Origin of the sequence: Bartonella grahamii ATCC 700132 (assembly GCF_000518085.1) — a bacterium.
In the GTDB taxonomy this organism is placed as follows: domain Bacteria; phylum Pseudomonadota; class Alphaproteobacteria; order Rhizobiales; family Rhizobiaceae; genus Bartonella; species Bartonella grahamii.
The window spans coordinates 288,286-302,037 of the sequence record NZ_JACX01000001.1 but is presented as its reverse complement, the minus strand read 5'-3'; the positions used below and the strand labels follow the sequence as shown (position 1 = coordinate 302,037).

Genomic DNA, 13,752 nt, shown 5'->3' with positions numbered 1-13,752 from the left:
TCTCTCCACATCTTTAAAGAATGAAGATCCTTAACCAGTACTCATCTGTCAACAATGGTCTATCAAAAACTCTTTTTTCGGGAGCCAATCCCTCTTAGCATCACCTCATGAGATTCTATGAGCAAACCTTACCTAAAAACATCCAACCTATACTCTAATAAAATGCTTCATGTATAAAATTTATATGATCTTCAAATTTTGAGAATATTACCACAATAAACGATGATGTTTTGCGACACGAAGATAAAACGCAATATACTATGGGTTGGAATAATGTTCTGATTTTTTATCAAACGCTTTACGGATAAAACGCCAACGAACTTTTTCCTGAAATGCAGGACGAAAATATAAAACAATCTGTTGTGTCCGCTGTGGACCTGTTACTTCTGCAAAATCAATCGAATCTTCAAGACAAATATCTGCGTCAGGCGATACAAAATACCATACTTGTTCGCTCTTCACGTTCTCGTTCTTTACAGCTAAACACACACGTTTGCCATCATAGTTAACTTCAACTTGTGGATGAAGATGAAACCGAACAGCAACATGATCTTGTTCATTTTGCACACTCTTGTGTCTCTTTCCCCCTTTATTTGGCATAAAAAAGCGATCAAAACCTTCGATCATATCTCCATTTGTTGCCAAAATAAGACCACGCTCATGAATAAAATTAAAGGGTCGCACATAACCATTATGACTCGCAATAAAACCCGTCTTCTCTGAATCCTCTATACGGCGCACTTGAACTTCCCTGGGGCCATCAAACAAAAATGGCGCGCCATTTTTCTTTTTCTGATAAAAAGCACCCACTGAACAATCATTAAGCGTAGCTGTTGAATGTGCTGCAGTAACACGCCCTAAATGTCGATAATCTTCCCGCCCATCAGGATTAACTCCGGTATTGATAATAAAACGGTGCCCTTGTGAAGACATTTCAAAAGACAAACACCCCGAACAAGCCTGCTGTGCTACAAAGCGGGGTGGAAACTTTCCTGTATCTGCAAGCACTGTTGTTTGATTGGCTTTTAAGCGCTGAAATCCTGAATAACGGGCATAACTAAAAGGATGCCCTCCTGTTTCATCAAGCTCCAAAAGGGACGATAACCGTTCCGACACAAGGGGACCAACCCCATTAAAATGAGCCAACGTTTGATCCTCATGGATAAAGAATCGTAAAGCTGGCAACATACGCTCAACAGAATCAATCAAAATACGTGGTGCTGTTTCATTGCTACGCATAAAAAGATGCCGTAACGACAATAAATCCGATAACAAATTCAGCAAAATAACAGGACTACGAGAAATATGCCCACCATCAACTAGGATTTGACGGGAAAGCTCTTTTATAAGTGTGGTTTGTACCTTTTTTTTCACTGCCACAGAAACAGGCAAAGCAAGAGATGCGAACGTCAAAGCCGCTGCTGCTTGTAAACGTCGGTCATCATGCTCCATACTGCAAATTGTTACGCGCAAATAACGAAATTGCAAACCAAGCGCACGTAAAAAGCGTTTTTCAAACCGCTCACTTGCTTCTTCTAACAACATTTTCGAATGACAAATCCATGAAATCAAGCGCCGCGCCACAACAGGACCACTCCAAGCAAGCCCTTTTACCTTCTTGCCAGCATGGTCAAACCAATCTTCTAAAAGAGAGCGTGCATGTGCAGAAGCTAAATCACTTCCTGCTGCCTCCATATGGCGCAACCAATGAAAATCATGTAGAGCTGCTTCCCATTCTAGCGTTGGTGGAACCAATGCAAACGGCGAAACAGCACCAGAATGAACAATGTGACCAGCAAAAGCAAAACGACCATGATAAAATTCATGCGCCATCATAGGATTAGCCACATGCAAATCCATGGGATGCGCTAAAATTTTATGAGGACGAAACCCTGAAAACCGCCAACGAAACAATGGTCCAACCCATAAACGCCGCATAACATTCTGTATCGTATCGATACAGGCTGCCACTTTTACCTGAGGAGCTTTTACCGCAACCGCCAAAATTTCATCTCCATTTATGCTGATTCAAATACAATTTCGACCATTTTTGTAAATGAAGCGTTAATTAAGCAATTTTTCGTAAGCGCGCAGCGAAAAAACCATCCATTCCTAAAAATGCGGTTTTCTCAGCATCAAAATTTTTATGACAAAAATCCGCAGGCGTTGTACGTAACATCCCCCCACAAAGCAAATGTGCCAGTGCTCCCATTTCCTCTGGATAAATAGGTTCTAAAACAATGTCATTGCGTGTCGATAAAATTTTTTCAATAAGATCTTCACCTTCTTCTCTTGCCAATGAACAATTGGAAAAAACAATCCGTCCCCCCACCTTTACCAAAGAAATTGCTGCGACAAGCAAATCATGTTGCAACGCCGCTAACTTGACGATATCATCCCTCGATTTCGTCCATAAAATATCTGGATGACGACGGATTGTTCCAGTAGAAGAACAAGGAGCATCGAGAAGAACCGCATCAAAAAGCTGTGTGGGATGGAAATTTCTCACATCGCCCTGCCAAATATGAACTGAAAAATGAAGCCGTTCCATATTTTCTTTTAAACGCTTTACGCGGTTAGCAGAAAGCTCAATTGCTGTCACCTGCGCTCCTTGTAAAGCCAATTGTGCTGTTTTTCCCCCAGGGCTCGCACAAAGGTCAGCAACTCGTTTACCCCGAAGTGTTCCTAGTAAACAAGCAGGCAACGCTGCAGCAAAATCTTGAACCCACCAAGTTCCTTCACTATAGCCTGGTAAATCAGAAACAGAACACTCCAGACGATTCAATCGAACAGAACCATTGGGCAACACCAAACCGCCAAGCCTTTCAGCCCATCCAACACTATCAGATTTCACTGTCAAATCAAAAGGGGGTTCTACACTTTGAATTGCTATAATCTGATGCGCCTTTTCTGTTCCATAAGCTGACATTAAAAGCTGTCCAAACCACGCTGGCACACCTTCAATGGAAGGAATTTGTTGGCGTAAAGACACCGCCTCACGTGCAATATTGCGTAAAAGAGCATTCACCACCCCTGAAAAACGGCGCATTCGAGGGTCAAGTTTCGCCACACGCACAGCTAAATCAATAGCCGCATGATCTGGAATATCAAGATAAAGAATTTGTGCAACACTGATATGCAAAAGATGCTGGAGTGAAAGTGCTTGTGAAGGCAAAGGACGCGCTAAAAGGCGTGAGAGAGCTGCCGTAATCTGCCCTCGATGACGCAATGAAGCTGTTAAAATAGCCCGACATAACAAACGATCTCGTTGTGAAAGCTTTAAATATTGTGGATGTCCGTGTTCATTATCCGTCAAACCAGACAGAGGCGTGTGCTTATCAACTACCGCCCCCAAAAGACGCACACACACCTGTCGAACAGCTAATCCTGGAACATTTTTTTCAGACACATGCCCCGCTTTTTTGTGTTTCAAAACGCCACCTTTATATCACTGTTTCCTTAAAAACTCCCTCAGTAACTCTATGAACGAGATCTTTTTGAATTTTCATAACGAAGCCAAGAAGGACGTTTTGTAACACGCTGAAAAGAACTGTTTTCTTGCTCACCTAATGCATGAGCCTGACCACTATGAAAATCTCCATAGTTCATCCCGTTGCTTTTTTCATGTATAGTGTCTTCTTTATTCCATCCCACACTTTTGGCAAGAGCCCCTTTTATCTCTTCTGCTTGCTGATAAAGAGCAGCAATACGATTTGCAGTTGCTGGATGTGTAGAAAAAAGACTATCCGCTCCCTCACCGCTCAAAGGATTAATAATAAACAGATGCGCGGTTGCTGGATTATGCTCTGCTTCTTCATTATATACCCCACGTCCCCCATCAGCAATCTTACGCAATGCCGAAGCCAACCATAAAGGATTACCACATATTTCAGCCCCTCTCCGATCCGCAGCATATTCACGCGTACGACTAATCGCCATTTGCACCAGCATCGCTGCAAAAGGTGCCACAAGCAGTGCAATAAATCCTCCAATTGCCCCAGCGCCATGAGAATCTTCTGAAGAGTTACGCGGTCCTCCCATAAAGAAAGCAAAATTACCAAGCATTGAAATTGCCCCTGCAATCGTTGCGGTTAGAGTCATTGTTAAGGTATCACGGTGCTCAATGTGTGCGAGCTCATGCGCCATAACGCCGGCAATTTCCTCTGAACTCAACCGCTCTAACAACCCAGTACTTGCAGCAACAGCAGCATTTTGCGGATTACGTCCCGTCGCAAAAGCATTTGGCTGTGCATTCTCAATAACATAAACCTTTGGTTGAGGAAGAGAAGCCCTTTGCGCTAAATCCCTTACAATCTTATAATAAACTGGTGCCGAATGCTGATCAACTTCACGCGCCCCGTACATGCGTAAAACGATTTTATCCGAATTCCAATAAGAAAAAAAGTTTAAACCACTTGCCATCAAAAGAGCAATGACCATGCCACCGCCCCCTCCAACAAGATAACCAACTCCCATAAAGAGAGCAGTTAAAAAAGCCAAAAGCATGGCTGTACGCATTATATTCATTACTCAAAAAACTCCATGATAAAAGTCAATCAATATTATATGATGGTGTTTTCTTTCTGCTTCTTCAATGGAATAGGTGTAAAATGAATAAAAAAGATGAGAATACAAGCAAAAAAAATGCAACTGTCGTTAAACAGCAATCTCTTTCTCCCGCAGCACAACGCGCCCTTAAAGAAGCTGAAGAAAGGCGAAAAAGCGCAGCAAAAAAAGAACAACCTTTAGAAAACGGCGGACGCGGCGGAAAAGACCCTTCCCGCTATGGAGACTGGGAAATTAAAGGCCGCGCTATTGACTTTTAAAACCATTGATTTTTAAAAAACCAGCGCTGTTTAAACAAGCAGCTTTTTAAAGAAAATCCGTTTTTGATAGACAAAAACGGATAATATTTATTTTTCTAAAGCTTTTAAAGACACGTTGATTAAACAATCATGCTTCTCATGCTGAAGCAGATTCTGCTTCAGCCGTTGCCGCTGCTTCTTCTGCCGCTTGCTTTGCTGCTTCTATACGTTCTTGTGCTTTTTTACCCGGTTCACCTTTATGTGGATTATTACGGGTTGGACGCTTTTTCAAGCCAGCTGCATCTAAAAACCGTAAAACGCGATCTGTTGGTTGTGCCCCTTGCCCAAGCCAATATTGGATACGTTCTTCATTAAGTTTCACCCTCGGTCCATCTTTAGGCAACATTGGATCCCATGCACCAACACGTTCAAGAAACCGCCCATCGCGCGGACTACGAACATCTGCAACGACGATATGATAGTAAGGACGTTTTTTTGAACCTCCACGGGACAAACGAATTTTCAATGCCATATTTTATCTCCTATTGTCAGCTCTGGCTTTCGTTTAAATTAACTTTTTTTGTTTTTTGCTCTTCAGCAATAACTTCATGATGACGCACAACTTCTTTAATAATAAATTTTAAAAATCTTTCAGCAAAATCAGGATCAAGATGACTATCTATAGCCAATTGCCGCAAACGCTCTACCTGATGTTGCTCACGCAGAGGATCTACTTTAGGCAAATCATAACGCGCTTTTAAGCGCCCAACAGCTTTCGTACAACGAAAACGCTCTGCTAAGATATGAATCAAAGTTGCATCAAAATTATCAATAGATGCTCGTAAATGTGCCAATTCGTTTAATACTGTTTCCTGCATCATATTCCTTTCCCTCTTTACATCTTATTTTTTCTTAGGATGCTGAGGAAATTTTCCCCTATCAGCAATGTCATTGGAAAGACCAGGAAATGTAGGTCCACGCTTGGGAAGTCCGGGCAAGAGCTTCCCTCCATTACCATTTTCAATTTGCTTTTGAAGTGTTGAGTATTGCTTTAGATCCAATCCCGACAAATCAGGCATAGCTGAAGAATTCCCCCCCAAATTTCCCATACCACCAAAACCCATTTTGGAACCAAGTCCTCCCAACATTTTTCCCATAAAACCACTTTTTCCTTTACCACCCATAGCTTTCATCATATCAGCCATTTGGCGATACATTTTCAAAAGTTTATTAATATCAGCTGCCGTTGTACCAGATCCCTTAGCAATTCGTTGTTTGCGACTATGTTTTAAAAGCTCTGGATTCGCCCGCTCTTGCGGTGTCATAGATGAAATAATGGCCAATTGACGATCAAACAAACGATCATCAAGCCCCGCAGCCGCAATCTGCTCTTTGACCTTCCCCATTCCTGGCAACATGCCCATAATACCGCCCATTCCACCCAGTTTTTTCATTTTCTGCAACTGTTCTGCAAGATCATTCAGATCAAATTTTCCGGCTTGCATTTTTTTTGCAAAAGCAGCAGCTTTCTCATGATCCATTGTTTCAGCAGCTTTTTCAACCAAAGAAACAATATCCCCCATTCCGAGGATACGATCAGCAATACGGCTGGGATGAAACTCTTCTAAAGCATCTATTTTTTCACCAGTTCCAATTGCTTTAATTGGTTTACCTGTAACCGCACGCATAGAAAGAGCAGCACCACCACGCCCATCACTATCCATACGTGTTAAAATAATCCCTGTAATCCCTACACGCTCATCAAAAGAACGAGCAAGATGAACGGCATCTTGCCCTGTCAAACTATCAGCCACCAACATAATTTCATGAGGAAGGGAACATGCTTTAATTTCAGCCAATTCGAGCATCAAAGCTTCATCAATATGATTACGTCCTGCTGTGTCAAGAAGAAGCACGTCATAACCACCCAATTTAGCAGCCTGCACGGCACGTGATGCAATATCAACGGGCAGCTGCCCCGCAATAATAGGCAAGCTTGCAAGTTTCGCCTGTTCTCCCAATTGGCGCAACTGCTCCTGTGCAGCGGGACGACGTGTATCTAATGACGCCATAAGAACTTTTTTATGGTGCTTATCAGTGAACCGTTTCGCAAGCTTTGCTGTTGTAGTTGTTTTTCCGGAACCTTGCAAACCAATCATCATGATAACAACTGGAGCTGGTGCATTTAAATCACTCAGAACGCTTTCATTTCCAAGAATATGAACCAATTCATCATGAACAATTTTAACCACCATCTGGCCCGGTTTAATTGATTTAACGATTTCGGCCCCAACGGCTTTTTCCCGAACCCTATCGGTAAAAGAGCGTACAACATCAAGAGCAACATCAGCTTCCAATAAAGCGCGACGAATTTCACGCAGCGCCTCTACAACATCCTGATCCGATAAAGCGCCACGTCCCGTCAAATGAGACAGGATAGAACCAAGTCGCTCTTGCAAGGATTCAAACATCATTTACCTCATTGTTGCATAACAAACAAACCAAAATAGCATCCGAGAACGCATCGCGCCGTCGGATGTTGACCTCTGAGATCTCTTTATACCCTTAAACTGGGGTCTCAGTCGGTGGCTCCAAGTTAATTTTGTCACTGAAAGCTTGCTCCTTCAAACAATAAAACCCCAGCTTTGTCAAGTTTTATCATAAAATGTCTTTTTATACGAAGAAATAAAAACAGCAAATACTATACTTCAAAACTTTCAACTTCAACACGCATAAAACAACCTGTTTCCTGTTCCATACTCCATAATTTCCCGCTAGAGATATCAAACCAAACCCCGTGCAATGTCAAAAAACCTTGATCTTTGCGAAGCTTTATCCACGGAAACGTCTCTAAATTTCTCAACGAATGGCGAATAGAAAGCTGCTCTAATGCCGTCTGTTTTTCTGGCCAAGACAGCGACTTATTATTCAAAACGATTTCTGCTGCTGGTGCTAAAAGACCTATCCATTGACCAATAAAATCATTTGATGATAAAGATTTACATGTCTCCTTAAGAGCAGTACGAATGCCTCCACAATGGGCATGACCAAAAACGACAATATGTTTCACCTCGAGCAATTGTACAGCATATTCAAGAGCTGCTGATGTTGCGTGATATTGATCATCAGGAGAAAAAGGAGGAACCACATTTGCCACGTTGCGCAAGGTAAAGATTTCCCCTGGCTTAGCATCAAAAATCATTTCTGGCACTGCACGCGAATCACAACAAGCAATGACCAAAACTTCAGGTTTCTGCCCTTCAGTCGCCAATTGCTGATAATGTGCTATTTTATATAAAAAATGATTGTTTATAAAATTTTGGTAACCACTTAAAAGTCTTGCTGGTAAACGCGCCATTCTCTCTTTACTTCTGCTTCTTTTTTTACTTTACATTTTGTATATTTAAAAAAACAAACTATTAACATACAAAAATACTAAAAATGCCCTTTCTCTGACGTAAAATATTTCTTTAAAGTACAAACTATTACTAAAAAATAGCAAAAACAAACTCATTCTTTCCAAATAAAGAGCTGTTTTCTTCAGGAAGAAGGTGTTACAGTATACAAAAATATGATGGTCAGCTTTCAATAAAGAAGAGAAGACCCCTAAGAGCAAAAAGGGAGAGTGGATGTGTTGCAACCAAAAAAAACAGAGACAAAAAACACCCAAGATAAAATAGAACAAATCCTTTTTGCTCAAACCGATGAAGAAGATATTGTTTATTACGAAAATAAAGAACTTCAAAAAGCCGCAGCCGTCGCAGTAAAAGCTTTTAATCTCCATCAGACGGGAAAAAATACTATCTACTTTGAACAAAATTTGACCCGTAACAACAAGCCTATAACCGCTATCACGCTTGTCAATGATAACAAACCCTTCCTTCTCGATTCTATTTTAAATGTTTTCAATCAACACAAAAACCATATCTATTTGATTGCGCATCCTATTCTTGATTGTGCTTCTGGAAAACGCATCAGTCTGATGCAAATTCACATCGAGTCATTAAACAAACAGCAAGTACAAAAACTTGAAAATGAACTCACCTTAGTTCTTGAACAGGTTAATGCTGCTGTACAAGACTGGAAGCCTATGCTTGAAGAAGTTAAAAAGCATATTCATGCCTACCAAATAAGTCTTCCCCCGCACTACAAACAAGAAGGCGAAAAAGCTATTGAATTTCTTCACTGGCTAATGGACGATAATTTCATTTTCCTTGGTATGCGCACCTACAACTTCATCAAAGACCAAAAACCCCTAAAATCCTTTACAGCGAGTAATATTGAACTTGGTATACTCACGGATGCTTCTATTCATATTGTTGACGATGAAAGTATGAAAGAACCTCCTCAAGAAGTTTTATCCTTCATGGAAAGCGATAATCTGTTTATCGTGACAAAAGCTAACAGCCGCTCCAAAATTCACCGTTCTGTCTGGCTCGATTATATTGGTCTTAAAATCTTTGATAAAGAAAAACAACTCTGTGGAGAATTACGCATTGTAGGGCTTTTTACCTCCTCAGCTTATACACGTTCTATTTTGCAAATTCCTTTCTTAAAAGAAAAAGCCCAAACTATTATTCAACGTCTTGGACACAATCACACCGATTATTCAGGAAAAGCACTCATCAGTGCTTTAGAAACCTATCCAAGAGATGAAATGTTTCGCTCTGATGTTGATACATTGACAGAAAACACTAAACTTATTCTACAATTAGATGAGCGCCCACGTTTACGGGTTCTTGCCCACACTGATTCTTTTGGGCGCTTTGTTTCTATCCTTGTCTACGTACCGCGTGACCAATATAGCAGCAGCCTGCGTGAAAAAGTTGGCGAACATTTTGTTGAGCTCTATAAAGGCGACTTTTTTGAATCTTATCCGCTATTTTTGGAAAGCACCCTTATACGTGTCTATTACATCATCCATCGCAAAGGAAACGAAACTGTTCCCCTTCACGAGCGCTCCACACTTGAACAACATGTACGTTCGATTGCACGAAGTTGGGAAGACAGCGTTCAAGCCATCGCTCTTGCTCAGAAAACAACAGAGCAACAAACACGTCTAGCCAGCGAATTTCCCAACAGTTATCGTGATTTATTTTCAACTGAAGACGCTATTAACGATGCCGGACATATTTTAAATCTTCATGATGAGAAGCCCCTTTTCGTGAACTTTTATCACGCACAAAACAAAGAAAAACGCGCTATTTCTCTTCGGCTTTTTCACCGCCATGAAGCTCTTGCCCTTTCCAAACGTGTACCACTCCTTGAAAACATGGGGTTTCGCGTTATTGCCGAACAAACCCTTGAATTACCAGATGGCTATGGGCACTCTGTGTATCTTCATGATATGCAGCTGGAAAGCACTTTCCAGCTCTGTATCGATTTTGAAAAAAACGGTCAAAAACACGCCGAAACCTTTGAGGCCATTTGGGCACAAAATGCTGATAATGACGCTTTTAACGCGCTCACCCAAACAGCTGAACTTGATTGGTATGAAATTGTTATTTTGCGCCATTATGGGCGCTATCTCCAGCAAGCTGGTATTCCTTATTCGCAAGATCGCGTTGCCCAAACTTTAAATGCTTATCCTGACATTACCCAAGATCTTTATACTTTATTTCATTTAAAATTTCACCAAAGCCATACAGAAAAAGAACGGGAAAAAAGGCAACAGGTTATTCAAAAGCGTATTGGAGAAAAATTACGGAAAGTATCTGGTTTAGATGATGATCTCATCTTACGCCGTTATTGCAACCTTATCGATGCGAGTTTACGAACGAATGCCTTTACGCCTCTTGACGATGGAAGTCCTCGGCGTATTTTAGCCACCAAATTAAATCCGCGCCAAATTGAGGGTTTGCCTGAACCACGCCCTTACCGAGAAATTTTTGTTTATGGACCGGAAGTTGAAGGGGTGCATTTGCGTTTTGGACCTATCGCTCGTGGCGGAATTCGTTGGTCTGACCGTGCATTAGATTATCGCACCGAAGTCCTCAGCTTAGTCAAAGCCCAACAAGTTAAAAATGCGGTTATCGTTCCTGCAGGTGCAAAAGGTGGTTTCTATCCTCATCGGCTTCCCCAAACAAATGACCGTACTCTCATCGTAGAAGCAGCACGACAAGCTTATACAGACTTTATCACAGCTTTGCTCTCAATCACAGACAATCTGATTAACGGCAAAATCAGTTCTCCCCCCAATGTTATCTGTCATGATGACCCTGACCCCTATTTTGTTGTCGCAGCAGACAAAGGAACAGCAACTTTTTCTGATACCGCCAACGCCATCAGCCAAGCAAATCACTTTTGGCTCGATGATGCTTTTGCCTCTGGAGGCTCAGCAGGTTACGACCACAAAGCCATTGGTATTACAGCCAAAGGTGCATGGGAAGCTGTCAAAAGACATTTTAGAGAAACATTTGATCAAGATATTCAAACAACGCCCTTCACCTGTGTCGGTGTTGGAGACATGTCTGGCGATGTCTTTGGTAATGGGATGCTGCTTTCCAAACAAACAAAATTGATTGCTGCTTTTGATCACCGAGATATCTTTATTGATCCAGATCCAAGCATAGACGAAAGCTATGCAGAGCGTATGCGCCTTTTTAAACTTCCTCGCTCCAGCTGGCAAGATTACGATCAAAGCAAATTATCAAAGGGCGGTGGTATCTTCTCACGAAAAGAAAAAACCATTACTCTCTCACCTGAAGCAGCACAAGCCATTGGTTTTGAAAAACAAACAGGAACACCCTTTGAAATTATTTCTGCTCTTCTCAAAGCCCCTGTTGATCTTTTATGGTTCGGCGGCATTGGTACTTATATCCGCGCTGCAACAGAAAATGATGCCCAAGTAGGTGATCGTGCAAATGATGCGATACGCATTACCGGAGAGCAAGTGCGTGCAAAAATTATTGGCGAAGGGGCTAATCTTGGTGTTACACAACGTGGACGGATTGAATATGTCTTAAATGGTGGTCGATGCAATACGGATGCCATTGATAATTCTGCTGGTGTGAATTGTTCTGATATTGAGGTCAATCTCAAAATTGTTCTTGCATCAGCACTACGCGCCAAAACATTAACCCGCGAAGAACGCAATAAGCTCTTGAAAAAAATGACACCTCAAGTCGAGCAACTCGTCTTGCGCAACAATTATCTACAACCCCTTGCTCTTTCTTTGGCGGAAAATCAAAGCACTACTGATTTGCCCTATCAAATACGCTTTATGCACGATTTAGAACAAAAAAAGCTTCTAGATCGTAGAGTTGAAATACTCCCTGATGAGCAAATTTTACGACAAAGAACAACCCAAGGCAAAGGTCTTCTCCGTCCAGAACTCGCTGTTATTTTTGCGTATGCTAAATTAACCTTAAAAGAAGAAATTGCTAATAGCCCCATTGTTGATGATCACTATTTCAATACAACCTTGCTGAACTATTTTCCAACACAAATTCAAGAAAATTTTAAGAAGGAAGTCATTCACCATCAATTGCGTCGTAATATTATAGCAACGCTGATTGCCAACGATATTGTAAATCGTGGAGGCCCCACTTTTGTTAATAGACTACACGATGCAACAGAACAAAAAGCTGAAAATATTATTCGCGTTTTCATTGCCATTCGCGATGGTTTTGAAATTCCTCAATTGTCTGAGCAAATTGATAAGCTTGATAATAAAATACCCGGTCTTGTCCAAAACAAATTCTACGCAGCAATGACCCCAATGCTCTTTGAAACAACCAATTGGGGTTTACACAACATAGATCTCTCACGTCCATTAGAAGAAATTGTAAAAACAATAAAGCAAGCCCGTAGCGTTATTGAACAAGAGCTTATGCATTCTCACGACAACGATATTAAGCAAAAGATTGAAGAAAAAGCAGTACACTACAACGAAGAGGGAGCACCAAAAGCATTAGCGAAACAATTAGCTCTCTTAGAAGCTGCTTCAACAATCTGTGATATTTCTTTAATTGCAAAAAAAAGCAACAGTGATCTTATTAAAACCGCAGAGATCTATTTTTCACTTGCGCAAATCATTCGTATAAACCGCATTAACGAAGCAAGTCGTATAATTCCTGTAGTAGATTATTATGATAGTATGGCTTTAAGCCAAGCAAAAGAAAATGTTTCTGAAAGCTTACGGCAAATCGTTATGAAAATCCTCAAAAATTATGGAAAGAAAAAAGATCCTTTTGACACTTGGAAAAAAACAGAAGAAGATCATATTCACAAAATTACAAACCACATTAGTGCCCTTATTGAAAATGATCTCAATATTTCTCGTTTTACTTTTGCAGCAGGATTAATTTCTCAACTACAAAATACTGGCTTTCAAACCTAAAGCAAATACAAAACGACCCACTCAATCTCCCGTTCTATCCCACCACAGTAAACCAGCCAAGATGGAGCGGAAGTTTGCATTTTATACATAGTACCCAAAATAAGAATCTTGCTATTTATCACAATAGAATGTTTGCAACAATTTCAAAACGACAACAGGATTGATTTCCCACCCTAAAAACATCAATTTTCAGTCTTAAAAGCAGTACAAAATAGCCCCCTTTCTATCTATCCATGACTAATCAGTAAGGAAAGAACGGAGGCGCTATCCCGCATTTTTAGACAAAGCAATTAAAATAAAAAATAAATTCAAATTTTACTGTCAAACATCCTTCAACATAAAAATATAATATGTTGATTTACAATCATAATTTTATTATTTTTATGTTGAAGGAGAAGCTGATATTCTAAGTTTGTCTCATTTCAAATCTGTTTATATTCAATCAACTAAACGCATTTCCCCTTGCATATTGCAAATGGGAAAACCGTATAGATAAAAAATATTAAAGAAAGAACTAAATGCCCCTCATAAACCACCTCAAATGCCAAAAGCTGTAGAAACATTAGGAGTGGGAAAATATAAATATGATGGTGCCCCCCTTAGCTT

At 40.7% G+C, this 13,752-nt stretch carries 9 protein-coding genes; 2 read left to right on the top strand and 7 right to left on the bottom strand.

Features of this window, described 5'->3' with window-relative positions; all coding sequences use genetic code 11:
• Nucleotides 1–258: 258 nt before the first annotated feature.
• The 3 genes from U736_RS0101210 to htpX form a co-directional block, all read right to left on the bottom strand.
• The gene (locus U736_RS0101210; RefSeq protein WP_026500174.1) at nucleotides 259–2,004 is read right to left on the bottom strand and encodes a heparinase II/III family protein; all 1,746 of its coding nucleotides are present in this window, start codon (nucleotides 2,002–2,004) and stop codon (nucleotides 259–261) included.
• 64 nt (nucleotides 2,005–2,068) lie between these two features.
• Nucleotides 2,069–3,433 carry an RsmB/NOP family class I SAM-dependent RNA methyltransferase gene (locus tag U736_RS0101205; RefSeq protein ID WP_015857053.1) on the bottom strand — a complete coding sequence of 455 codons (1,365 nt, stop codon included), beginning with the start codon at nucleotides 3,431–3,433 and terminating at the stop codon, nucleotides 2,069–2,071.
• A gap of 47 nt (nucleotides 3,434–3,480) precedes the next feature.
• Nucleotides 3,481–4,527, bottom strand: a complete 1,047-nt coding sequence (gene htpX, locus U736_RS0101200) for a zinc metalloprotease HtpX (protein WP_026500173.1) — start codon at nucleotides 4,525–4,527, stop codon at nucleotides 3,481–3,483.
• A gap of 83 nt (nucleotides 4,528–4,610) precedes the next feature.
• On the opposite strand from htpX, the gene U736_RS0101195 reads away from it, so the two are divergent.
• A complete protein-coding gene (locus U736_RS0101195; RefSeq protein WP_015857055.1) occupies nucleotides 4,611–4,826 on the top strand; it encodes a DUF1674 domain-containing protein in 216 nt (71 codons plus the stop codon).
• Nucleotides 4,827–4,962: 136 nt separating this feature from the next.
• On the opposite strand, the gene rpsP is transcribed toward U736_RS0101195, so the two are convergent.
• The 4 genes from rpsP to U736_RS0101175 all read right to left on the bottom strand — a co-directional run bounded on the left by rpsP (nucleotide 4,963) and on the right by U736_RS0101175 (nucleotide 8,163).
• A complete protein-coding gene (rpsP, locus tag U736_RS0101190) occupies nucleotides 4,963–5,337 on the bottom strand; it encodes a 30S ribosomal protein S16 (protein WP_015857056.1) in 375 nt (124 codons plus the stop codon).
• A gap of 16 nt (nucleotides 5,338–5,353) precedes the next feature.
• A complete protein-coding gene (locus U736_RS0101185) occupies nucleotides 5,354–5,683 on the bottom strand; it encodes a chorismate mutase (protein WP_026500172.1) in 330 nt (109 codons plus the stop codon).
• A gap of 24 nt (nucleotides 5,684–5,707) precedes the next feature.
• The gene (ffh, locus tag U736_RS0101180; protein ID WP_015857058.1) at nucleotides 5,708–7,276 is read right to left on the bottom strand and encodes a signal recognition particle protein; all 1,569 of its coding nucleotides are present in this window, start codon (nucleotides 7,274–7,276) and stop codon (nucleotides 5,708–5,710) included.
• A gap of 230 nt (nucleotides 7,277–7,506) precedes the next feature.
• On the bottom strand, nucleotides 7,507–8,163 hold the full coding sequence (locus tag U736_RS0101175) for a carbonic anhydrase (RefSeq protein WP_015857059.1): 657 nt from the start codon (nucleotides 8,161–8,163) through the stop codon (nucleotides 7,507–7,509).
• A gap of 273 nt (nucleotides 8,164–8,436) precedes the next feature.
• On the opposite strand from U736_RS0101175, the gene U736_RS0101170 reads away from it, so the two are divergent.
• The gene (locus U736_RS0101170; protein WP_015857060.1) at nucleotides 8,437–13,146 is read left to right on the top strand and encodes an NAD-glutamate dehydrogenase; all 4,710 of its coding nucleotides are present in this window, start codon (nucleotides 8,437–8,439) and stop codon (nucleotides 13,144–13,146) included.
• Nucleotides 13,147–13,752: the final 606 nt, after the last annotated feature.

What these genes read in the sequence shown, in the direction of transcription:
- rpsP (WP_015857056.1), bottom strand. Translation starts at nt 5,337, where the DNA reads ATGGCATTGAAAATTCGTTTGTCCCGTGGAGGTTCAAAAAAACGTCCT.
- U736_RS0101195 (WP_015857055.1), top strand. Translation starts at nt 4,611, where the DNA reads ATGAATAAAAAAGATGAGAATACAAGCAAAAAAAATGCAACTGTCGTT.
- U736_RS0101175 (WP_015857059.1), bottom strand. Translation starts at nt 8,163, where the DNA reads ATGGCGCGTTTACCAGCAAGACTTTTAAGTGGTTACCAAAATTTTATA.
- U736_RS0101185 (WP_026500172.1), bottom strand. Translation starts at nt 5,683, where the DNA reads ATGCAGGAAACAGTATTAAACGAATTGGCACATTTACGAGCATCTATT.
- htpX (WP_026500173.1), bottom strand. Translation starts at nt 4,527, where the DNA reads ATGAATATAATGCGTACAGCCATGCTTTTGGCTTTTTTAACTGCTCTC.
- ffh (WP_015857058.1), bottom strand. Translation starts at nt 7,276, where the DNA reads ATGTTTGAATCCTTGCAAGAGCGACTTGGTTCTATCCTGTCTCATTTG.